The organism is Emticicia sp. CRIBPO, assembly GCF_009905725.1.
Lineage (GTDB): Bacteria > Bacteroidota > Bacteroidia > Cytophagales > Spirosomataceae > Leadbetterella.
On record NZ_JAAAKV010000002.1, the window covers coordinates 678,404 to 701,596 of the forward strand.

21 protein-coding genes are annotated in these 23,193 nt (G+C 43.5%); 13 read left to right on the forward strand and 8 right to left on the reverse strand.

Features of this window, described 5'->3' with window-relative positions; genetic code table 11:
• Positions 1 to 115 precede the first annotated feature (115 nt).
• The 3 genes from rsmH to GVN16_RS06780 all read left to right on the forward strand — a co-directional run bounded on the left by rsmH (position 116) and on the right by GVN16_RS06780 (position 3,649).
• Positions 116 to 997 carry a 16S rRNA (cytosine(1402)-N(4))-methyltransferase RsmH gene (rsmH, locus tag GVN16_RS06770; RefSeq protein WP_166563133.1) on the forward strand — a complete coding sequence of 294 codons (882 nt, stop codon included), beginning with the start codon at positions 116 to 118 and terminating at the stop codon, positions 995 to 997.
• Between the two features lie 149 nt (positions 998 to 1,146).
• The gene (locus tag GVN16_RS06775) at positions 1,147 to 1,530 is read left to right on the forward strand and encodes an FtsL-like putative cell division protein (RefSeq protein WP_166563088.1); all 384 of its coding nucleotides are present in this window, start codon (positions 1,147 to 1,149) and stop codon (positions 1,528 to 1,530) included.
• Between the two features lie 16 nt (positions 1,531 to 1,546).
• Positions 1,547 to 3,649 carry a penicillin-binding protein 2 gene (locus tag GVN16_RS06780; protein WP_166563089.1) on the forward strand — a complete coding sequence of 701 codons (2,103 nt, stop codon included), beginning with the start codon at positions 1,547 to 1,549 and terminating at the stop codon, positions 3,647 to 3,649.
• Positions 3,650 to 3,772: 123 nt separating this feature from the next.
• Here GVN16_RS06780 and GVN16_RS06785 read toward each other — a convergent pair whose 3' ends face one another.
• Positions 3,773 to 5,728, reverse strand: a complete 1,956-nt coding sequence (locus GVN16_RS06785; RefSeq protein ID WP_166563090.1) for a S9 family peptidase — start codon at positions 5,726 to 5,728, stop codon at positions 3,773 to 3,775.
• 247 nt (positions 5,729 to 5,975) lie between these two features.
• On the opposite strand from GVN16_RS06785, the gene GVN16_RS06790 reads away from it, so the two are divergent.
• The 5 genes from GVN16_RS06790 to GVN16_RS06810 all read left to right on the forward strand — a co-directional run bounded on the left by GVN16_RS06790 (position 5,976) and on the right by GVN16_RS06810 (position 9,732).
• On the forward strand, positions 5,976 to 6,560 hold the full coding sequence (locus GVN16_RS06790) for a TetR/AcrR family transcriptional regulator (RefSeq protein ID WP_166563091.1): 585 nt from the start codon (positions 5,976 to 5,978) through the stop codon (positions 6,558 to 6,560).
• Positions 6,561 to 6,603: 43 nt separating this feature from the next.
• The gene (locus GVN16_RS06795) at positions 6,604 to 7,344 is read left to right on the forward strand and encodes an SDR family oxidoreductase (RefSeq protein ID WP_166563092.1); all 741 of its coding nucleotides are present in this window, start codon (positions 6,604 to 6,606) and stop codon (positions 7,342 to 7,344) included.
• Between the two features lie 5 nt (positions 7,345 to 7,349).
• Positions 7,350 to 7,580, forward strand: a complete 231-nt coding sequence (locus GVN16_RS06800) for a DUF2798 domain-containing protein (protein WP_166563093.1) — start codon at positions 7,350 to 7,352, stop codon at positions 7,578 to 7,580.
• 153 nt (positions 7,581 to 7,733) lie between these two features.
• Positions 7,734 to 8,972, forward strand: a complete 1,239-nt coding sequence (locus GVN16_RS06805) for a M14 family zinc carboxypeptidase (RefSeq protein ID WP_166563094.1) — start codon at positions 7,734 to 7,736, stop codon at positions 8,970 to 8,972.
• 1 nt (position 8,973) lies between these two features.
• Positions 8,974 to 9,732: a carboxypeptidase-like regulatory domain-containing protein gene (locus GVN16_RS06810; protein ID WP_166563095.1), complete on the forward strand. Its 759-nt coding sequence runs from the start codon at positions 8,974 to 8,976 to the stop codon at positions 9,730 to 9,732.
• 73 nt (positions 9,733 to 9,805) lie between these two features.
• Here the strand turns inward: GVN16_RS06810 and GVN16_RS06815 are convergent, their stop codons facing one another.
• From GVN16_RS06815 to eat, 7 genes are all read right to left on the reverse strand, one after another.
• The gene (locus GVN16_RS06815) at positions 9,806 to 10,735 is read right to left on the reverse strand and encodes a 1-phosphofructokinase family hexose kinase (protein ID WP_205748797.1); all 930 of its coding nucleotides are present in this window, start codon (positions 10,733 to 10,735) and stop codon (positions 9,806 to 9,808) included.
• A gap of 31 nt (positions 10,736 to 10,766) precedes the next feature.
• Positions 10,767 to 12,530: an ABC transporter ATP-binding protein gene (locus tag GVN16_RS06820; RefSeq protein ID WP_166563096.1), complete on the reverse strand. Its 1,764-nt coding sequence runs from the start codon at positions 12,528 to 12,530 to the stop codon at positions 10,767 to 10,769.
• A 106-nt stretch (positions 12,531 to 12,636) separates the two neighbouring features.
• Positions 12,637 to 14,019, reverse strand: a complete 1,383-nt coding sequence (locus tag GVN16_RS06825) for an aldehyde dehydrogenase family protein (protein WP_166563097.1) — start codon at positions 14,017 to 14,019, stop codon at positions 12,637 to 12,639.
• 3 nt (positions 14,020 to 14,022) lie between these two features.
• The gene (locus tag GVN16_RS06830) at positions 14,023 to 14,715 is read right to left on the reverse strand and encodes a gamma-glutamyl-gamma-aminobutyrate hydrolase family protein (RefSeq protein WP_166563098.1); all 693 of its coding nucleotides are present in this window, start codon (positions 14,713 to 14,715) and stop codon (positions 14,023 to 14,025) included.
• Position 14,716: 1 nt separating this feature from the next.
• On the reverse strand, positions 14,717 to 15,853 hold the full coding sequence (locus GVN16_RS06835; protein ID WP_166563099.1) for an iron-containing alcohol dehydrogenase: 1,137 nt from the start codon (positions 15,851 to 15,853) through the stop codon (positions 14,717 to 14,719).
• Positions 15,854 to 15,867: 14 nt separating this feature from the next.
• Complete coding sequence (locus GVN16_RS06840; protein WP_166563100.1) at positions 15,868 to 17,220, reverse strand: glutamine synthetase family protein; 1,353 nt, start codon at positions 17,218 to 17,220, stop codon at positions 15,868 to 15,870.
• A 42-nt stretch (positions 17,221 to 17,262) separates the two neighbouring features.
• Complete coding sequence (gene eat, locus GVN16_RS06845) at positions 17,263 to 18,570, reverse strand: ethanolamine permease (protein ID WP_166563101.1); 1,308 nt, start codon at positions 18,568 to 18,570, stop codon at positions 17,263 to 17,265.
• Between the two features lie 185 nt (positions 18,571 to 18,755).
• On the opposite strand from eat, the gene GVN16_RS06850 reads away from it, so the two are divergent.
• From GVN16_RS06850 to GVN16_RS06870, 5 genes are all read left to right on the forward strand, one after another.
• Positions 18,756 to 19,337 (forward strand): hypothetical protein, encoded by a 582-nt coding sequence (locus tag GVN16_RS06850; RefSeq protein ID WP_166563102.1) that lies wholly within the window; start codon positions 18,756 to 18,758, stop codon positions 19,335 to 19,337.
• Complete coding sequence (locus tag GVN16_RS06855) at positions 19,330 to 19,614, forward strand: transcriptional regulator (protein WP_166563103.1); 285 nt, start codon at positions 19,330 to 19,332, stop codon at positions 19,612 to 19,614. The genes GVN16_RS06850 and GVN16_RS06855 overlap by 8 nt, the downstream gene beginning before the upstream one ends.
• A gap of 43 nt (positions 19,615 to 19,657) precedes the next feature.
• Positions 19,658 to 20,191, forward strand: a complete 534-nt coding sequence (locus GVN16_RS06860) for a hypothetical protein (protein ID WP_166563104.1) — start codon at positions 19,658 to 19,660, stop codon at positions 20,189 to 20,191.
• A gap of 20 nt (positions 20,192 to 20,211) precedes the next feature.
• A complete protein-coding gene (locus tag GVN16_RS06865; protein WP_166563105.1) occupies positions 20,212 to 20,721 on the forward strand; it encodes a DUF2306 domain-containing protein in 510 nt (169 codons plus the stop codon).
• Between the two features lie 284 nt (positions 20,722 to 21,005).
• The gene (locus GVN16_RS06870) at positions 21,006 to 22,637 is read left to right on the forward strand and encodes a hypothetical protein (RefSeq protein ID WP_166563106.1); all 1,632 of its coding nucleotides are present in this window, start codon (positions 21,006 to 21,008) and stop codon (positions 22,635 to 22,637) included.
• Positions 22,638 to 23,193: the final 556 nt, after the last annotated feature.

Genomic DNA, 23,193 nt, shown 5'->3' on the forward strand with positions numbered 1-23,193 from the left:
ATCAACTAAAGGCAGAAAAATTGAAAACCAGACCAAAAAATCCTACTTTTGTAAAATGTTTTGAATCTAAAAAAAGTTCAATTTGAGCAGCGAGCAAAAATATCATGTCCCCGTCATGTTGAAGGAGTGCCTGGATGGTCTGAACATCAATCCGGAAGGTACTTATGTGGACATCACTTTCGGTGGTGGCGGACACTCAAGGGCTATCCTTGAACAACTGACTACAGGACACCTGTATTCATTCGACCAGGATCCTGATGCCAAAGCCGAATCGAAAAAAATAGATTCTCCGAACTTTACCTTCATCGAAGCCAACTTCAGACACATCAAAAAATACCTGAGGGTGTATGGTGTAAAAGAAGTTGATGGCATCCTGGCCGATCTGGGGATATCCTCACACCAGATCGACACCGCAGAAAGAGGCTTTTCAACGCGGTTTGAAGGGGAGCTGGACATGAGAATGAACCAGAAAGCAGAAATCAGTGCCAAAGAAATCATCAATACCTACAGCGTAGAGCAGCTGCACAAAATCTTGGGCATGTACGGCGAAATCAAAAATGCCAAAACAGCCGCACAGACCATTGTAACCGCCAGGGCCAATTCGCCGATCAACACCATCAATGAACTCAAAGCAAGCATTCAGGACATTGCTCCGAGAGGACGTGAGTTTAAATATTATGCACAGATATTCCAGGCTTTGAGAATTGAAGTCAACGAAGAAATAAAAGTGCTCGAAGATTTCCTTCTTCAGACCCCCGAAGTCCTCAAAACAGGAGGAAGACTCGTGGTGATGGCTTATCACTCCCTGGAAGACCGTCCGGTGAAGAACTTTATCCGTAGCGGTAAATTTGAAGGTGATGTGGAAAAGGATTTTTTTGGTCATGAAATCAAACCATTTAACAGCATAACACGCAAACCGGTTGAAGCATCAGCAGAAGAACTGGAGAGAAACCCGAGATCACGGAGTGCTAAACTAAGAATTGCCGAAAAAAGGTGATTTGAGTTTTTTTACTTCCGAACCCCTTACACCCCGGATTTTTCAGAAAAGAAACTGGTTCTTTCATAGCAAGGAATAAAATCAAATTCAGTATTTTTGATTACCGTGCTTTATGAAGTAGAAAAGCTTCAACCTAAAAACTTACAAAAATGTCATTTAACCGCCCAAGAAGACCGGCTAAACAGCCTGTCAGGCTGTTCGGGAATTTAAACCTCCTGAGCAGGCTCACCGATTGGATCAACACCAAAATTGACATTGGTGACGAGCTCCCTACCAAAACCATCAGAAAACTGATCTGGTGCATCTGCCTGGCCATCATCTACATTTATTTTCAGCATAATTACGAAACGCAGATCCGTAATCTTGGCAAAACCGAGAAAGAAATGAATGAGAAGAGGGCGGAATACATTACTTACAAATCGAAGTACATGTTTTCAAGCAAGCAATCTGAAATAGAAAAAAAGCTTGCCGACCAGGGATTGGAAAAGAATATCCTGCCTCCGCTCAAGATTGTGGTTTCAGAAGAAAAATAACAAAAGCTTACCTAAAATGTCTGCTAAAAGCATCATCAAAGAACAAATTAAAGACCGGTCACGCTGGACATTCCTGAGCATTGCCATCATCGCCATTCTTATATTTATTAAAATCATCTATCTCCAGACTTCAAAACGCAAGGAATTGCTGTCAAAAGTGGCAGAGATACAGAGAAGGGAAAGGACCATCAAAGCCACCCGTGGTAATATTTTCGCTTCAGACGGCAAAAGCCTCCTGGCGACTTCCGTGCCCAAATACAGGGTGGGTATTGACCCAAAACAAGCTAAAATCACGCTTTACGACAAACACATCGACTCGCTTTGCCTCAGGCTCTCGAATTATTTCGGTGACATGAGTGCCAAGGAATACAAAGAACTGATCACCACCACCCGTAACAGAAGCAAGGCCCGCTTTCTGCCCTTAGGCGGCAGGCTGGTAGATCACCAGGAAAAACTGATCATTGAGAAATTCCCATTGTTCAGGGAAGGCTCATTGAAAGGTGGCGGTAAATTTGAAAAGATCGAAAACCGTTTTATGCCGTTTAACAACATGGCTATGAGAACCATCGGGAAACTCGACAGGGAAACCAACAGCAAAGGCGAATTCGGTATAGAAGCCAGTTTTGACAATTACCTGTCGGGAAAGGACGGCAAAGGTTTTTATGAAAGAATAGCCGGGGGAGTCTGGAAACCCATCGACACCGAAACAGATGTGGACTCAGAACCAGGACTGGACGTCATCTCCACCATTGATGTTAATTTCCAGGATATCGTTGAAAATGCCTTGAGAAAACAGGTATTTGCGACCTCCGCCAAATATGGCTCAGCCGTGGTGATGGAAGTCGCCACAGGTGAAATCAAGGCCATGGCTAACCTCAGCAGAAAAGAGCTGCCCGACGGAGAGGTTGTTTACATTGAAGACCTTAACTACGCCGTAAAAGAAGGAACCGACCCGGGATCAACTTTCAAGTTAGCCTCCATGATAGCCCTGATCGAAAAAGCCAACCTGAGTGAGAACACCCATGCGGTAGATTGCACGGGCAAGATCATTCATAACGGGCTTGATTTTACCTGCTCGCATGCCCACGGGCCGCTGACGGTAAAAGAGGTTTTCGAACAATCCTGTAATGTCGGCATTTATGAGCTGATGAAGCGTTATTTCGGATTCAGCAACGGCGATGATTATATTGAATACCTGAAGCAATTCAGGCTGGACAGACCCACAGGATTCCAGCTCAAAGGAGAGCCTTCACCCCTGATCAAAAGCAAGAAAAGCAGCACATTCAGTAACACCACCATCCCGTGGATGTCTATTGGCTACGAGTCCAGGATGACCCCGCTTCAGATGCTGTCTTTTTACAATACCGTGGCCAACGACGGCTATTGGGTACAGCCCATCATTGTGAAAGAAACGCGGATGGCTGACAAAGTCATTGAAAAATTTGAAGCCAACCGTGCCGAAAATGCCATTTGTACAGACAGAAGTATCAAAATGGTCAGAAGGATGATGAAAGGTGTGGTCGAAAACGGGACCGCCAAAAACGTCAATGTAGGGATATGCAAAATCGCAGGCAAAACCGGGACTTCACAGAAGAGGTCGGACGGTATTTATAAAGCCGGCAAATATTATACTTCATTCATTGGTTATTTCCCGGCAGATCAGCCGACTTACAGCTGTATTGTCGTGATCGACGAGCCGCAGGGAAGCAATGTTTACGGGGGTGATGTTTCTGCCCCGGTGTTCAGACAGATAGCAGACAAGATTTTTGCCTATGATGTTAATATTCACCCCAAGATGCTGGTTAAATCAGATGTTCAGAAAATCACTAAATATGCTGCTATAGGTGAAGCGGATGATCAGCGATCAATAGCGGAAGGATTTAAATTTACCCAGGCTCCGTCACAGACAGGCCTGATTAAACCTGTCAGGAAAAACGGCTCAATAAAATGGGAACAGGTCAGTCAGAAAGGTGAACTCTCGGCAGTCATCGGTATGACCCTGAAAGACGCCCTGCCCCTTCTTGAGAATCGCGGGTACAGGGTAAGACATACGGGAATAGGAAAAGTAAAAGAATATGCCATAGTGTCTAGAAACACCATCTCACTGACACTCAACTAAAAAAGCGGGGAGATGATCCCCGCTTTTTTTATAGTTACTCCAAGAAAAAAAACCTTCTTTCCTTCTCCTTTCTCCATCCTCCCCGTCCGAACCTGACGGTCACGCCGGGCGGGCTTTCACCAATCAGAGATACTTCTTAAACCAGTCAATATACCTCACCAGTCTGTCTTTCTGATAGCTAGGCACTGTGATACCGTGGAATTGTCCAGGATAAATAATCAGTTGGGTAGGAATATTCTGTGATTTTAAAGCCTGGTACATCTGCTCACTTCCCGCGGCAGGCACATTGAAATCTTTCTCCCCTACCATAAACAATGTAGGCGTTTTGATTTTATCTGCGTGCAGGAACGGGAAAGAGACTTTCAGATAATTGTCAATGCTCTTCCACGGCAAGCCCAGTTCGTTCTCATTTTGAAGAATGTATTGATCCACGCCGTAAAATGCCAGCTGGAAAGAAACCCCGGCTCCTGAAGCCGCTGCCTTGAACCTTGTATCTGTAGCGATCAGGGCATTGGTCAATATACCGCCATAACTCCAGCCCACCGTTCCCAGTCTGTTCGGGTCTGCAATACCTTTCTCAACCAGGTAATCAACCGCTCCGTGTAAGTCAACCACTTCTTTTTTACCCCAGTCGGCGTAAATGGCTTTACTGAATTCAATACCTCTGCCGTTACTTCCCCTGTAGTTGACAGACGCCACCGCATATCCGGCTGCGGCTAATACCTGCCCGTTCAGTCCGAAGCTGTATTCATCCTGTGACACCGGGCCTCCGTGGATCAGGAGCAACAAAGGCAAATTCTTTTTGGCTGAACCGAACGGTGTATATAAAATCCCCCCTACAATGGTTCCGTCTTTGCTTTTGGAGGTAAAACCTTCCACATTAGCCAGGTTGACCTTGCTGAAAAATTCATCATGATGTTTGGTCAGTCTGCGGGTTTGCCCGTTTTCCAGAGCATAAATCTCCGGAGCCAGAGTCGGATCAGAAATCATCGTAATCCAGCTGCCGTTCGGGTGTGGTTCCAAAGCACTGAAAGAACGCTGGCCGGAAGCCAGTTTCGTAAACTGTCCGGTTTTCAGAGAAAACTGACCTACATACCTTTCACGGTCGTCAGCTATCAAAGCTACAATATTTTGTCCGTCAGCCGTCCATTGGTGATTGTTAACAGGTCTATCCAGTTTATCAGAAATAAGTTTAGGCTCTCCGCCCGCCACGGGTATAACGGCCAGAACCGCCTGGTCATACATATTATAAGTAGCAGAAGTCGATTTCAGATAAGCGATGGATTTACCATCCGGGCTCCACATGGGGGCATAATCTCCGCCCTCCCAGGTGGTCAGCTTTCTGATAGCCCCTTTGGCTTTCGCCTCCACAATCCAGATATCACTGTTGGTATTGCGGTCAGGATCTTCAGTCTGATTACTTACAAAAGCAATGTATTTGCTGTCCGGCGACCATCTCGGGCTTCCTTCGTCAAACCTGCCGGTAGTAAGCGTATCCAGTTTCTTAGTGGCTACATCATATAAATAAAGGTGGGTAGCACGGTTCTGAAGATACCCCTGCACATCCACTTTAAATCTGTAGCGGTCGATTTCTATCGGTTTCGGGGTTTTATTTTTGGAGGTATCCCCGGCATCTTTGAAAGTCAGGACGATTTTCTTCCCATCCGGCGACCATTCATAGCTGCCCATATCATTTTTGAAGGTCGTCATCTGTTTAGCTTCTCCCCCACGCCTGTCCAGCAAAAATATCTGGCTTTTTTCCATGCCGTTACGGGCTGAAACAAAAGAAATGTATTTTCCGTCCGGACTGAATTTCGCCTGGGATTCGCCGTCAGGACTGTTAGTCATCTGGATATTCTCTTTGCCATCCCATGAAATGATCCAGACGTCAGAATTCCGCTTGTTTTTGACAGAATCGGTGGTGGTGAGGCTGTAAGCAAGCCATTTACCATCCGGCGAAACTTCCGGTCCGGAAACCGTCTGAATATTGTACACATCCGATGGTTTGATAGCACGTTTGGCGGGCGTCTGGGCAAAAACCTGAACACCCACAAAAAATAAGGTAATTAGTTTTTTCATGTATGATAGTTTTAAATGAAGTCATTAACAAAACAAAAATATACATTTCCTTCAGACAGCCATTTAATTGACCTGATTTTGTTATGCACAGTCCGATGAAATCCGGAAATGAAAAGATGAAAGTTAAAATAAGGCCACCTATCCGGCATTCTGGTGCCTGTTTTAAGCCATCCGGAAAAAAAATGAAATAAAGCTTGGATAAATATACCGATTGGTATATTTTTGTATCATCATTTTAATCAGTCCAATGAGCAAGGCAGAAAGAACAAGGTCATTTATCATCGAAAGAACCTCCTCCCTTTTCAATACGAAAGGGTTTGCAGGCACTTCTATGAATGACATCACCGAAGCCACCGGACTGACCAAAGGTAGCGTTTACGGCAATTTCAAGAACAAGGACGAGGTTGCCCTGGCGGTTTTTGAGAACAATTCCACCAAAATGCAGAAACTCATTGCCGCGGAGATCAGTAAAAAGAAGTCGTACCGCGAAAAACTACTGGCTTACCCTGAGATGTATGAGAGCAATTACCTCGGAGGGGCCCTCGACGGAGGCTGCCCTATTCTGAACACAGCGATAGAAGCAGATGACACCCACAGCGAACTTAAAGAGGCCGCCAGCCAGGCATTTACAGACTGGAAAGACAAGATAGCGGCCCTGGTAAAAGCAGGTATAGAGAACAAAGAATTTAAAAGCACTACCCAGCCGGAGGAAACGGCCATCAACATCCTGGCTTCTATTGAAGGCATGGTGATGATTTCACGCCTGACCGGAAAACTCAACTACAGAAGGTATGTGCTTGATGCTTTAAGAAAACAAATACAGGAATTATAATTTTTTTTTAATCAAAAATATACCGATTGGTATAAAACAAAAAATGAAAACAAGTAACAACACGATCCTGATTACCGGAGGCGGATCAGGCATAGGATTTGAAATCGCTAAATTATTCTCTCAAAACGGCAATAAGATCATCATTACCGGCCGTAACGAAGAAAGATTACAGAAAGCAGCTGCCAGGCTCGAAAACACCACGGCCATAGCCGCCGACATTACCAGTGAGGAAGATGTCCATCAGCTGGTTGAAAAAATAAAACAGGATTTTCCTGAGCTGAATGTGTTGATCAACAACGCAGGCAATGCTTCTTATTACAGCCTGGTCACTCCGGAAATCAACGCCTATGAAAAAGCGGCTGAAGAAATGGATACTAATTTCCTGTCCGTCATCAGGCTGACAGAAAAGCTTCTGCCTGTTTTAAAAGCACAGGAATCAGCGGCTGTTGTAACAGTTTCTTCGATTGTAGCTTTTGCTCCGAGAAAAGAATTGTCAAGCTACGGAGCCAGTAAAGCGGCCTTGCACTCTTATTCACAATCATTGAGACTGGCCCTTGAAAAAACTTCTGGTGTGAAAGTATTTGAACTCATGCCACCACTGGTCAATACCGAATTTTCAAAAGAAATCGGCGGTGAAAACGGTATCGCCCCGGAAGTAGTGGCAGAAGACCTGTTCAAAGCATTTGAAGAGGACACTTACGAAATCCACGTAGGTAACACCGCGAATATTTACAAATTATTCCTGTCATCACCTCAAATGGCCCTCGAAGCCATGAACCAATAAGCAACATGAAGAAGAAAATCGCTTTCGCCATGATCATGGGAGTAGCCACTACCGGGATCATCTCTTTTCTGCTGATCTCAGTCAATCTCGGATACAGCGATAAGTTTCTGAAAATATGGTTTAAATCATGGCTGCTGTCTTACACCATCGTGATTCCATGTATACTCGTCATCGGGCCGGTGGTAGAGCGTTTTGTAAACAAATTATTTCCGGAAGGCGTAAGGGAAACAGAATAACTACAAAAGTTGCAGGGAGATCTCCCTGCAACTTTTACCTTACTGATCCCAACTGCATCACAGAAAACCCTCTCCATACAAACTTTAAGGTATTTTTGGTTTTATAGAACCCTAAGAATTCGTAAGTTTAGGTTTTAAATTAAAAACTGACTTATGCAAGTTCTCCAGTCGTTGTTTGAAAAGTACGATTCATTCAGACACACAAGTCCCGCACTCAGTAAAAGACGCTTTAAGCACAAAGACATTCTTCCGTTAATCCAGCAGCTTCCTTATGAAAATATGGTCATCGGAAAATCATTTGAAGAAAGGGAAATTGTCAAATTAAAGGTAGGTGAAGGTAAAACCAACATCCTGCTGTGGTCACAAATGCACGGCAATGAAGCCACCGCCACCATGGCCATGTTTGATATTTTTAATTTCCTTAAAGCCAGAGGCGACGAATTCGATTCATTCAGAAAAGATATATTAACAAATTACAGCCTGCATTTTATCCCCATGATCAACCCTGACGGAGCCGAACGCTTTGTCAGGAGAACGGCCCAGGGGATAGACATGAACCGCGACGCCCTGGCCTTGCAATGCCCGGAAAGCAAGATCCTGAAAAATATGGTGGGCGTGCTTAAGCCGGAGTTTTCTTTTAACCTTCACGACAAAAGAACCTTGTACAGTGCCGGTAAATCAGGAAAACAAGCCACAGTTTCGTTTCTGGCTACAGCTTACAACGAAGCCAAAGACTGGAACGAGGTCCGGACCAAAGCCATGAAGGTGATTTGCGGTGTGATCGAATTCCTGCAGACCAAGATACCCGGCCACATAGGCCGCTGGAACGATGATTTTGAACCACGTGCTTTCGGGGACAATATCCAGAAATGGGGCAGCAGCCTCATCCTCATCGAGTCGGGCGGATACCCGGATGATACTGAAAAACAGTTTATCAGGAAACTGAATTTCGTTGCTATTTTGGGAGCATTGCACAGCATCAGCCGGAAGTCCTATACCAAATACAAACTGGCTGATTATGAGAAAATTCCCCAGAACGACAACTACCTCTTTGATCTCAAAATCAAAAATGCCAAAACGGAAGTAGACGGGAAAATTTATGAAACCGATCTGGGCATAAACCTGAACGAAAAAAACAACAAAGCAGCAACAGATTTCACCGTTGACAGCGTTATTGCTGACATGGGTGACTTGTCGACTTTCTGGGGAATCGAAGAATTTGATGCCGCAGGAGCTGTAGTCAGACCTTTAAGCCTTTATCCTGAGCTGATAGAAAAACATAAAGTAAAGAAAAGTCTTTCCGCCGCTGTCGGATTAGACAGTTCAGCCTATTTTGTACTGGAAGGAAATCAGACCCAAACCATCGTTATCAACGGAAAAATTATCAAATAGATTGAACCGGAAAAACTGTAAATATTTAGTTTTAATAATTTCTTTACTTATTATCACCTTTCATGTTTCCGGACAGGACAAGTCGGTATATGGCAAAGTACTGGCCTCCGAAGACAACAAAGGAATGCCGGGGGTGAATGTCACCAACAAACGTACAGGCTATGTGGTAGCCAGCAATGACAAAGGCGATTTTTATATCCGGGCCCAGAAAGGCGACTCACTGATCGTCACTTCTGTTGGTTACAACAACCTCGGGATTAAATGGGATGGTGTTAACAGAGAGCCTGTCATTTTTCTCAAACGATCTGCATTTACGCTGGATGAAATTGTCGTCAAAGACAAAAAACCGGAGAATCTTTACCAGGAAATCCAGGAATTCCTCAATAACCCCAACGATTCGAGGGTCATCAAAAGACAGATCATGCGAAACATGATCAATACCAACACCAGCCTCGGCCCCGGACTCGGCATTTCTATTGATGCCTTATATGATATGTTCAGTAAAGAAGGGAAAAACAGGAGAAAACTTGCGGATGTACAGTTTCAGGATGCCAAAAAATTCTATGCTGAACTCAGGTATAATAAACGTGTAGTAGCCCAGATCACCCACATGGACGAAGAAAACCTGGATGAATTCATGACCTTCTGCAAAATGCCCGAAGACTTTATCCTCAGGGCTACCGACTATGACCTCACCTACAGGATTCTTTCCTGCCAAAAGGAATTCAATACCTCTAAAATCATCAGGAGAAGGAATTGACTTGTCAACCCTTCTAAATAAAGAGAGACGTTGCATGCAAGTCTCTCCAGAATAATATCATAGAAAACGCTGATCAGCGTTCATTGATTTCTTTGAAAAGCCTTTCAACATCTTCCGGTTTACAAAGCTCTGTCCCCGAATTCATAGTAGCGGCGGAGCCGCAGGCTACACCGAATTTTACCGCTTCTTCAGCAGAATGCCCTACGAAGAATTTAAAGACCATCCCGGCTACCATACTGTCGCCCGCTCCAACCGTACTTAACTTTTCGACTTTCGGGGAAGGCACATGCAAAGCCGTTGTTTTATTGATCAGGAATGCTCCGTCAGGCCCGAGCGACACCACCATCTGTTCACATTTACCCGAATCAATCATCGGCCGGGCATACTCCTCTATTTCAGAAATCCCCAGGTCTTTGGCTCCGGCAAGAGACGACAGCTCTCCCAGGTTAGGTTTACAAAGAAACACGCCTTCTTCAAGAGCCAGTTTCAAGGCAGGCCCTGAAGTATCTACGACCAGTTTTATTTCCTTCTTTTTAGCTATTTTAGCAATCCTCGCATAAAAATCATCCGGGATTCCGGGCGACAAACTTCCGCTGGCCACCAGGTATTCCACACCTTCCAGTTTCTCGATGACTTCAAGAATCCCTTCCCACTCCTGCTGAGCCACAAAAGGACCTTCCATTCCGAACCTGAATTGATTATTCTTCGATTTTTCTACCAGGATCAGGTTTTCCCGCGTTTGATTTTCAATTTCGAATGCTTTAAAATCCAACCCCTCTTTGGTGATGAGTTCAATCAGAAACTGACCTGTATGCCCTCCTTCGAGGAAGAAAGCGGTAGATTCCCCACCCAGTTTCTTAATTACCCTCGAAACATTAATCCCGCCGCCACCCGGTTCAAATTTGGGCGTTTCGCAACGGATCTTTTGCTCCGGCACCAGTTCATCAAAAGCACTGCTTTTATCAATAGATGGATTTAAAGTAAGCGTTACGATTTTACTCATTATGTTCATTTTTTAAATACCATGCGGGTTCTCACACAACCGCCTGTTTCACTTCCTTGCGTTCACCGATCTGCTGACGCCACATGGCATAATAAAGACCTTTCTCTTCCAAAAGCTCGGCATGACGCCCCACTTCTATGATCTGACCTCTTTCAAGCACATAGATCCTGTCTGCATGCATGATCGTACTCAAACGGTGAGCGATCATCACAGTAATATAACTTCCGTTGGCGGTGACTTCTTTTACGGTATTGGTAATTTCTTCTTCAGTGATAGAATCCAGGGCAGAAGTGGCCTCATCAAATACAAATATTTTCGGATCTCTCAGCAAGGCTCTCGCAATAGACAATCTTTGTTTTTCACCCCCTGAAATCTTGATTCCACCCTCACCAATGACAGACTCAATGCCATTATCCGCCCTCTGAAGCAGGTTCTGGCATGAGGCTTTATGCAAAGCATCCAGAATCTGGTCGTCTGTGGCTGAAGGATTCACAAACAGCATATTTTCCCTGATTGTACCCGAAAAGAGCTGGGTATCCTGGGTTACAAAGCCTATCTGTGACCTAAGGTCTTCAATGTTCAGTTTTTCTGATGGAATTCCATTATAAGAAATCTTACCCGGCTCGCCGCTGTAAAGTCCTACCAGCAGCTTCACCAGCGTTGTTTTTCCTGAACCGGATGGTCCGACAAATGCAATGGTTTCCCCTTTCTCCACCTCGAAACTGATATCCTCCAATGCAGGTGAATGAGCGGTAAGGTGCTTAAAGGTAAGGTTCTCAAATTTCAGACTTTCCACTTCTCCCAAATGTACCGGAGACTCAGGCGTTTCTTCAATTTTAGTACCCAGGAGTTTTTCAAAGTTATTCAGGGAAGCCTCTGCCTCTCTGTAGGCGATGATCACATTGCCGAATTCCTGCAAAGGCCCGAAAATAAAGAAAGAGTAAAACTGAAGGGTAAGCAACTGACCTATAGACATTTCATTCTTAAAAATCAGGTACAACAAGGTAAACAGGATAGCCTGACGCATAAAATTCACAAAAGTACCCTGCACAAAGCTGATAGAGCGGATACCTCTCACCTTCTTCAGTTCAAGCAGAAGTATTTTCATCGTATTCAGATTCAGACGTTTGATTTCCTGGTTGGTCAGCCCGAGACTTTTGATCAGTTCGATATTCCTGAGCGATTCAGTGGTAGTACCGGCCAATGCAGTGGTTTCCTTGACGATGGTTTTCTGTATTTCCTTGATTTTCTTACTCAGGAAATTAGTCAGCGTTCCCAAAGCAAAAGCCCCGGCAAAATAAACCGTAACCAGCCAAGGGTTAATGTTGATAACGTAAACGATCACAAAGACTATCCCGACAAAAGAAGTGAAAGCTACATTGATAAAAACCGTAATAAACTTCTCTGAGTCCGTACGCACCTTCTGCAGAATGGAAAGCGTTTCTCCGCTTCGCTGATCTTCAAACTGCTGATAAGGCATTTTAAGGGTATGCTTCAAACCATCGGTAAACACCTGGGCACCGAGTTTCTGGATCACCATGCTCACCACATAATCCTGGAGGGTTTTGGCGATACGGCTCACCATCGCCACACCGATAATGGCCAGCAGCGAAAGCCCCACACCTTTGAGAAAAGTATTTTGGGCATATTCACCAGGCTTTTTGGCAAAATCATCTATCAGCTTACCAAAAATATAAGGATCCAATAAAGAAAAAGTCTGATTGATAGCGGCTAAAACAAACGCAAGAACAACCTGCCACCTATAACGGCTGAGGTATTGTAATAGTAATTTCATACAAAAGGATTAAAGGATAACAAAACATCAACAACAAGCCGTGTTTAATAATTCCAGTGTTGTATCTTATTAGAAACTTTATCCTCCGTCAAATTACCCGGACAATTCATTTTTGCCAGTTTCCTCTCAGGTGATAAGCTTTTGGTTTGGTAAATGCCCTTAAACCCGCATGCGATAAGGTAGCTCCGAATCCGGAATGTTTTCTGCCGCTCCATGGCAAAGCCGGCGAAACCCTGTCGCAACAGTTCCAGTAGCCTGAACCCGAGTTGACTTCCGAAAGGATGGCCTCTGCTCTTTCCTGTGAAACAGAATATACAGATGCTGTGAGTCCGTAGGCCGTATCGTTCATTAATGAGGTGGCCTGATGGTCATCAGACACTTTCATGATGCCAATAATCGGCCCGAAAGATTCTTCCTGCATCACGAGCATGTCCTGGGTCACATCAACGAGCACCGTTGGTTCAAAATAATTTCCGGCCTGGTCCAGACGTTTTCCACCTGTCAGAAGCTTCGCTCCTTTGCTGAGTGCGTCCTTCACCTGGTTTTCCAGCACATTCAGCTGGTCAGCCCGCGTAATGGCTCCTATATAAACACCTTCTTCTGTCGGTGTACCGGATTTCCATGATTTTACTTCCTCAACAAATGCAGCAACATATTCTTCATATACTTTTTCGTGCACATAGATTCTTTCCACGGCACAGCAGCTTTGCCCGTTGTTATAAAATGCCCCGTCTGCAGTTCCGGCAGCTACGCTCTTCACATCTTCAACATCGTCAGTGACATACAACGGGTCTTTACCCCCCAACTCCAGCTGGCAAGGTACCATTTTCGTGGCCACTTTCTGATAAATCGAATTTCCTGTTTTGTAAGATCCTGTAAAAAAGTATCCGTCAAAAGCCAGGTCCAATAAAGAAGCCCCTACCTCTCCTTTTCCTACAGCCACCTCAAAAGCCGAAGCCAGCACACCTGCCTCAAAAAGCAACTCCTGTATTTTAAGGCCTGTTAAAGTCGCATATTCTGACGGCTTGTACATGACCGTATTCCCGGCCAGCAAGGCAGGCACAATCACATTGACACCTACCAGGTAGGGATAATTCCAGGCCGAAATATTACAGATAACTCCCAGTGGCTCATAGACAATTTTCTCACCCATATTGCTTTGTTCCACCATCCAGTCATCGGCCAGATATTTGGGAGCATTTTCACACAGCCAGGCAATTCTGCCCCTGGCACCGTTGATTTCATTATAGGATTGACTCAACGGCTTTCCAACCTCTGAAGTCAGAATAGCAGCGAGTTCATCTTTATGACCGTCGAGCAAATCATGAAATTTAAGCAGAATGTTTTTTCTCGCTTCCACAGATGTTTTCTTCCATGCAGCGGCACCATTCTTCAGGCTCTGAAATTTAGCAGCTAAAGTAAACTCGGTATCTGTTTCAACACTGGCAATTTCCTGACCGTCAGCAGGATTTATAATAGATAAAGACATAATTCAGTTTTGTTTTGATGCATTTAAAAAAGCTTCACGGATGTTTTTAGAAAGAGGATTGGTTTCTTTATCCGGTATCCGTTCCGGATGCCATTGCACAGCCACCAGGAACTGTCCTTCAGGTTTTTTCAGCTCAATGGCTTCAACGACCTGATCGGGAGAAAAAGCCACCGCTTCAAGGCCCTGCCCCACCCGGTCTATGGCCTGATGGTGGGCACTGTTGGATAAACCTTCCCGCGTTCCGGTAATCTCGCTGAAAAGAGACCCTTCCTTAATCAGTACAGGGTGTTGTTTATCAATACCATCGGCTTTTTTATGAGCCTGGTTACCCTCTCCAAGATCAAGATGCAATGTTCCTTTATAAAAAATATTGATCAGCTGCATGCCACGGCAAATGCCTAAAACAGGGATTTTTTCCTCGGTAGCTTTTTTCAACACGGCCAGTTCGAAGTCGTCCCTCCTTTCTATAAACTCAGACGGGGCATTGGGATAATCTACTGAATAATCCTCAAGAAAATACTTTGGGTGCGAGTCTACACCTCCTGTAAAAACAATGCCGTCACACTGCTCTATGTCTTCCAGGTTAAACCTTTCAAAAGACAAATCGATGATCTCGATGTCATCATCTCCTTTGATCCACTTCGGATAATTGACGGCATTGGTCTCTGTCTGTGTAATCCCTATTTTTAGCGACATCTTAAAGGGCTTCGGTATACAGGTTTTTAAAATCCTCGCGGCTCACAGGTTTTGGGTTATTCGGGTGTGCAAAATCTGCAAACGCCAGGTCGGCCAGTTGTTCTATGTGTTCAGACTTCACCCCGATAGCACTCAGTTTATGAGGTATGTTGACCCTGGTATTGAGGTCAAACAGATAATCTACCACGGCATTGCCCGACAAATCGTTCAGCTCAAGCACCTGGGCCATTCTTTTGAATTTATCTTCACTTCCGGCGATGTTGAATTTCATCCCGTAAGGAATATTCACCGCATTGGCCAGCCCGTGGTGAGTGTCCAGCAATGACGAAAGCGGGTGAGCCAATGAGTGTACCACTCCCAGACCTTTCTGAAAAGCAATAGCTCCCATCATAGATCCCATCAGCATCTTGCTTCTGGCATCCACATCCGGGTTTTTAACGGCTTTCTCTAAAGACTCATGGATCAAACGGATGCCTTCCAGGGCAATTCCGTCACAAAGCGGATGATAGTTTTTGGCTAAAAAAGCTTCCATGTTATGCGTAAGGGCATCCATTCCGGTCGCCGCTGTGATAAAATCAGGCAAGTCCATAGTCAGCAAAGGATCCGCAAAAACAACTTTGGCGAGCAGTTTCGGCGAGAATAATATTTTCTTCTGATGGGTTTCGTCATCAGCAATAATCGCACTTCTTCCCACTTCACTCCCTGTTCCGGCTGTGGTTGGAATCGTTATAAAATGAGGCACATCGTTGGTAACATACACATCTCCGCCGATCAGGTCATCGTATTTAAACAGGTCTTCGCGGTGATTGATTCTCAGCAAAATAGCCCGGGCCACATCCAGGGCCGCACCACCACCTATACCAACGATGGAATCCCGCTCAGTGCTGTCATAAGCCTCAGATCCTTTATAAACATCCGATTTGACAGGATTTTTATGAATGTCGGAAAAGATTTCAACTGAAATCCCGGCCTTTTCCAGGTCTGCGGTTATCGTTTTAAAAAAGCCCAGTTCACGCACCGTAGGATCGGTCACCACCAAAGGCTTTGACAAATTATTCTTTTTTAAGTAATCGGCCAATTCTTTCACTACACCCGCCCCGAAACGGATCGTGGTAGGGAAATTAAATTGAGAAATCATAAGGTACTCCCGGTTTAAATTATTTCAAAATATCGTTTCATTTCCCAATCGGTCACTGACTTGCTGAACTGTCGCCATTCCCATTCACGGGTTTGGGTAAAATGTTTGACAAAACCCTCTCCCAGCAGTTCATTCGCCAGTTTTGAATCTCTCATTTTAATCGTAGCATCAATCAGGTTTTTAGAAAAACGCCCGTTGCTTTCATCTGTATAACCATTTCCCACAGTCATTGGTTGGTCAAGCGACAGATTATTTTTAATGCCGTACAACCCTGCAGCCAGACAGGCCGCGATCGCCAGATAAGGATTCGTATCCGCTCCGACAACCCTCGTTTCAAGCCTGCACGATTTACTGCCGCCTGTCAGGGCTCTTAAAGCGACTGTACGGTTGTCGACACCCCAGGTCACTGTTGTCGGGGCCCAGGCTCCTTCAACCAGTCTCTTGTAGGAATTTACAGTAGGGGCAATCATAGGTAATATATGTGGCAGACAAAGCAATTGCCCGGCTACATAGCTTTTCATCAGCTCACTCATTTTGTGATCACCGTTTTCATCATGAAATAAATTCCTGGTGCCTTCTTTATCCCAGATACTTTGATGAATATGCCCGCCACAGCCGGGAAGCTGCTCACTTATTTTAGCCATAAAAGTGGCCATAATCCCGTGTTTATAAGCCAGTTCTTTCACTGCTGTTTTGAACAATACCGCCCGGTCGGCCGACTCAATGGTTTTCCCATACTGAATAGCAGCCTCATAAACACCGGGCCCGGTTTCCGTATGAAGGCCTTCGAGCGGAACTCCGAATTTTTTCAGTTGATCAAACAGATCACTGAAAAACTCATTCTTCAGCGTACTTCTGAGAATAGAATACCCAAACATGCCTGGCGTCAGGGGCTTCAATCCATGAAAATTTTTATCCGCAGCAGTCTGAGGGGTTTCTTCGAAATTAAACCATTCAAATTCCTGGGCTATATAAGGAGTCAGACCCATTTCAACGGCCTGGCTTTCGATTTTCTTTACCAATTGACGGGGACAAACCTGGTCGTTCTGATTTTCGACCAATTCTCCAAGGAAAAAAGGAATGTCATTCTCCCACGGAATCTTCCTGAAAGTAGTCAGGTCAACCCGGGCACTGGCATCAGGATAGCCGGTATGCCAGCCCGTGTAAGTAGCATTATCATACGCCACGTCGGCCATGTCCCATCCAAAAACCACATCACAAAAGCCAAAAGAGTTTTCGGCGATGGATAAAAACTTCTCAGCAGAAATATACTTACCTCTTAACACTCCGTCAATGTCCGTCACGGCAATTTTAACTTTGCCTGCCGGGTAATCTCTGACATAATAGAGGATTTCTTCCTTAGTCATGGGTTCTGATTTTTATTGGACAATGATTCCTGAAAAACAAATTTATGCTTTATCTGGTTGATATAAAATTTTAAAAAGTAAAAAACAAAAAGCCAGTACACCAAAATATAAAAGAGCCAGTGTCTGGTTAAAGTAACTCATGGCCACCAGGCAAATCAATCCTATCACCAAAGCAAGAACAGGCAGAACGGGATAAAGCGGCACCTTAAAAGGCCTCTCCAGTTCCGGTTCGCTCTGGCGTAATTTCAAAACTGCGGCCATTGATATGATATAGAGTGTGAGGGCTCCGAAAACGGATATGGTGATGATCTCACCCGTTTTACCTGTAAACAAAGCAATGATACCCAAACCCATATTAATAATTAAAGCGACATGAGGTGTATGAAACCTGGAGCTGATCCTGCCCAGCACCTTAGGGGCATATCCAACTCTTCCGAATTCCATTGTAGCCCGTCCTGAAGCCAGAATCAGACCGTGAAAAGAAGCCACAAGCCCGAAAAGCCCGATGCTGATCAGCATATGATACAGCCAGCTGTCGGTACTTACCACATTTCCCATGGCCAACGGCAACGGTGAATCAGAAGCAGACCCATCGGCACTATAGACAATTTTCTCCCAGCCCCCAACGCCTACCGCAGCAAAAAAGACAATCACACACAATACCACTAAAGTGAACATAGCACTCCCAAAGCCTTTCAGGATATCTTTCTGAGGATTTTTGGTTTCCTCAGCCACGTTCGCCACCCCTTCAATCCCCAGGAAAAACCATATGGCGAACGGCAAGGCTGCAAATGCCCCTGACCAGCCATTTACCATGGCGTTCTGCTTAAAAGCGGTAGTAGAAAAATGCGGCAAAGTAACCCCGGCAAAGATCAGCAGTTCCAATACAGCCAGAACGGTTACAAATAACTCAAAGGTGGCGGCAGCCTTAACGCCATAAATATTCACTGCCGTAAATATCAGATAAATAGAAACCGCTGCGACAATAACAGGAATCTGCGGAAAAGAAAGATGAAGATAGCTCCCGATAGCAATGGCAATGGCCGGAGGAGCGAAAACGAACTCAATGATCTGGGCCAATCCGGTGATAAAACCCAGGTCTTTTCCCAGTGCCCTGTTGGCATAATCAAATCCACCCCCTGCTTTCGGAATGGCACAAGCGAGTTCACTGTATGAAAAACTAAAGCTCACATACATCACAATCACCAGGGCAGTGGCGGCCAGCATGCCGAATACCCCACCCTTTTCAAGTCCGAGGTTCCAGCCGAAATACATACCGGAGATCACATAACCTACACCAAGTCCCCATAATAAAAGAGGTGATAACGTCTTTTTTAAGCCTGTATTCATATTTGAGAAGGAATTTTCGCGACTATTTTAAAATCATCGTAATATCAAAAAAAATGAGTGTTTATCCAATCGATGATTCTAAAATTAATATTACGCTTTATCCTTCAGCAAAATAAAAGATAAATACATTTGGTTTATAAAATAAACTAGTTTATTTTTGTCCGCATAATCTTAAAACCATTGTTATGGAAGAAAAATCAATTACGCATGAAGACAGCCTGAAGATCATAGAAAGCATGATTGAAACGGCTAAAAAGAAAGTGACCAGGCTGGACAGTTATTACTCTCTCATGTGGGGGTACCTTGTTCTGATCGCAAGTCTTTTAAATTACTATCTGCTCACCGCTGGTTATGGTCAGAAAGCCAGCTATGCCTGGTTCCTGATGTTCATCGGAGGCCTGGCAAGTATATGGATCAGCATCAGGAGAAATAAAGAAAGAAAAGTCAGGACCTATTTTGACAAAGTCCTCTTTTATCTCTGGATGGGCTTCATCATTTGCATTTTTATTGTTGTTTTCAACGGAAAATACATCAGCTATCAGATTACTCCCTTAATTTTGCTGCTCTATGGTATAGCTTTGCTTGTCAACGGCGGAATTTTTAATTTCAAACCGCAGATTATCGGAGCCGTCGTTGCATGGATCGGATGTTTTATAGCATTTCGGCTCGAGTATAAAGATCAGCTTCTGGTTGAAGCAGCTGTGGTATTTATCTCATACATTATACCTGGGCACTTATTATATAATATGGCACAAAAAGATGTTTAAAGAATTAGATCCGATCATACATTCTCAACTCAGACTGGCGGTGATGTCTATCCTTGCAGGAGTCGAAAGTGCCGAATTTGTTTACCTTAAAGAAAAAACCAATGCAACAGCCGGGAATTTAAGTGTGCAACTTGAAAAACTGCAACAGGCCGGCTACATCAGTATTGAAAAAACCTTTAAGGGCAAATATCCGCTCACACTCTGTAAAATCACCCTTGCAGGAGCTGAGGCCTTTAAAAAGTATGTGAATGATCTTCAATCTTACATAAAACCTTAATTTTTTTATCTTTTTAGTTTACATTATAAACTACTTTACAAATATGAAAAATTTCATTCTTTCTATTCTTTTCCTCCATATCCTGTTTTATGGCGTAAGCCAGTCCAATATGAAGCCGGATACCCGGTTAACCGCGGCCATGAACAAGCTGAGATTCATGGAAGGCCAATGGAAAGGCAATGGCTGGATACAATTCGGCCCTCAGAAAAATACTTTCGTTCAGACAGAAGATATCAGGTTTAAAGTGAACGGAACCGTGTTGCAGATTGAAGGTCTGGGAGTAGATGCTAAAAACACCTCCCAGGTTATACATGAGGCTTTTGCTCTGATTTCTTATGATCAGGCCGGCGACAGGTACCTCATGCGGGCCATCCGCGGCAATGGCAATTATGTGGATGCAGAAACCCGCCTGCTGGAAGATGGTGCTTTCGAATGGAAATTTAAAAGTCCGCAGGCCGGTGAAATAAGGTATACCATCAGACTTGTCAACTCACAGTGGGTTGAAAAAGGTGAGATCAACCGTGATGGGGCCAACTGGATTCAGTTTTTTGAAATGACCTTAAACAAAATCAACTGACTAAACACAGCACAGATATAATGGAAAATATAGTCAGCAGCACCACTGGATTTATACACCTTGTTGTTTCGGTAATCGCTCTTATCACAGGCCTTTGGGTACTGTGCTCGCCAAAAGGCACAAAGCGACACAAACAAATCGGGTATTTATATGCCCTGTCCATGGCACTTTTAAACCTGACCGCCTTCATGATTTACAAACTGTATGGCAAATTCGGGATTTTCCACTGGCTTGCCGTAGTCAGCTCGATTACACTGATCATCGGAATATACCCGGTGATCAGGAAAAAGGCCAAAAACTACCTTTTAACTCATTTCAGTTTTATGTACTGGAGCGTCATCGGTTTATATTGTGCATTTGCTGCCGAAGTTTTTTCGAGGCTACCGGGAATAGTAAGAACTCAAACCGGCGAACCTATGACGGTATTCTATAAACTGGTGGGATTAGCCTCGGGTTTAGTCATGTTTACCGGGATAATCATCTACATAAGATTAAAACCAAAATGGACAAAACAATACAGGAGAGCTTAGGGAAACCAGTATCGGAAATATAAAAAAAACAATATTATGTTAACAATGAGAAAAAGGGTTTGAAACTTACCTTAATTCCATAAATAGTGATCTCAAACCACAAAAGAAGCACCAAAGCTTCATTTCGTATACAATAACCCCTGCGTTTTCACCACCCTTTAAATTGTATTATTTGTCCTTTTTCATATCTTTGTAATGTTTTAATTTACTATACGTGGCAGGAACTTTATAACAGAGTTCCTGCCGCCTCATTTTAAAATATCATAAACTTCATTTATTCTTCCATGGATTCTATCAATAAAAAAGGCATTTGGATTCTAATCATTGTTCCCATCATTTTCCATATTTTGCAAATTTCAAGGTTTGCCATCAACTATCCCATTTCAGATGAATTCAGAGATATATTGGAACCCTTTGTTTATTTTGACAAGGCCGATACACTCAAAACGAAAATATTCTACCTTTTCCTCCCGGAAAATGAAAGTATCCCTGCTTTTTTAAGAGCAGTAACGATCATTTTTGAGAAATTAACAGGTCAGATAAACTTTATCCATCTTCTGGCCTTTGGAAATCTTTTCGTTTTCCTTCTTTTTTGGGTCTATTATAAAGTCTATTCAGGAGGTAAAAACCTTTATGCACTGGCAATTGCCAGTATTTGTATATTCAATGCCTGTTTATATGAAAGTACCAGCAGATCAGACATTACCATCTACCAGATATCATCCATTGCTCTGTCTTTCCTGGTATTTTATCTGCTGGCCTTTAATGAAGAAAAGTTAGGTACCAGCAAAAAAGTTGTTCTCCTGGTTGCATTGACTATACTACCGTTTACCAATGGCAACGGCTTTTTTACCATTGTACTATCGATGCTATACCTGGCCTTATACAGAAAAGATAACTTCTGGCGGGTTCTGCTGCCTATATTTATCATCCAGGTAGCCCTTTACGTGTATTTTGCCAGTCCTTCTCACAGGGAGGGTACCATTGGTCTCATCATCAGGTATAATTATCAGCTGATCATTGCTACTTTCATCCTGTGCGGTGGAATTTTCCAGATTTTCAGTGGTGACACCGGCCTGGTTATGACATTCATCGCAGGGTTGTTTCTTACCATCTTCCCTGCGATTGTACTCTTAAAAGCCATCAGGACAAAAAAATATCACTTTGAAACTCTGGTTTTCATTTTCGTGATGCTTTCTGTTGCAGCGATTCTTGTGAAGCGGTACAACTATTTCCTTGCCGGATATTTCTCCGTCTTATCTCCCCACTACAAGATTTTCAGTATGATGCTCTTTATTCTGAATGTCCAGTTGTTCTTTAATTATGTAAAAAGCAACCTCCTGAAAATCGCTGTTCTTATTCTGGCAATCTCGCTTAACCTGATCTGGTTTATTAAAACAAAACCTGCCTTACAGGAGCAGGCAAAGAATCAGATCACCGAACTCATTAATATTGAAAATAAAATGATCAATAGCTCTGTCAAGGACTTCTATATGCCCTCTCAGGCCAACTATGAATACCTGAAATCAAGAGACATTTTTCATCCTAAGGAACTGATCAGCAGAATCAATTATGAAATAAATAACAATGCAAGGCAAACCGCCGCTGATTTTGAGTTAACCGAAGTTACCTATGAAGATTTCGAAAAGAGAGAGTGGGCGTACAATAAAGAAAAAATCTATAAAATAAGCGTTAAAGGGAAGTTTGACAGGAATTACAGTTACTATTTCCAGATCATAGATAAGGATCAGAGATACATACTGACTGAGGCAAAACCTGAAGCTATCAGTTTTATAGACAGGGTCAAAAATAAATTCCCGTATTCAGCTTCATTAAATGAAGATGTTTATTTGGGTGTATATAATATCGGCAAACCTGTTCAGGTCAAAGTAATAGAATGTAAAAATTTCTATTGATCCAGAATCGGTCGGGATACAAATCTTAAGCCTGGGTGATAAACTTTTATCACCCTTTTTTACGCCCTTTTAAAAAACTATGACAAGCTCTCAGATTCTTTCCGGATATTCAATCCTATCAAATTCATTGCTCTCTATCGACCAAAACACTTTCCGGTCAAGCCCTGTTGACTCTCTCTTGCCGATATTAAATACGTAAAAGCATTCTATAATGGCTTAGATCAATTAAAGACCTTCTAAACAACCATATTCCCTTAAACACCGAAAGCTCCTCCATCACTGGTGAAGCCTCTCCTAATTTCAAATCTCTATACTAATTGACCGGACTTTATTAGCTTTAAACGAGAATCTTCAAGCAATTCCATTCATATTCCCCACTTAAGTCTTATAGCCCCTTCTAAACGCCAAAAAGCCTGAGTATTTCTACTGAAGCTTTCAACCTATCAGACTGGCCCTTGGGAGCCATTCTGATCCCTTTTTCCTTTCTCTGGTAGATTTAAACACAAAAAAGCCTCAGTATTACTACTGAAGCTTATTGTATAATTAAATTCTGGCA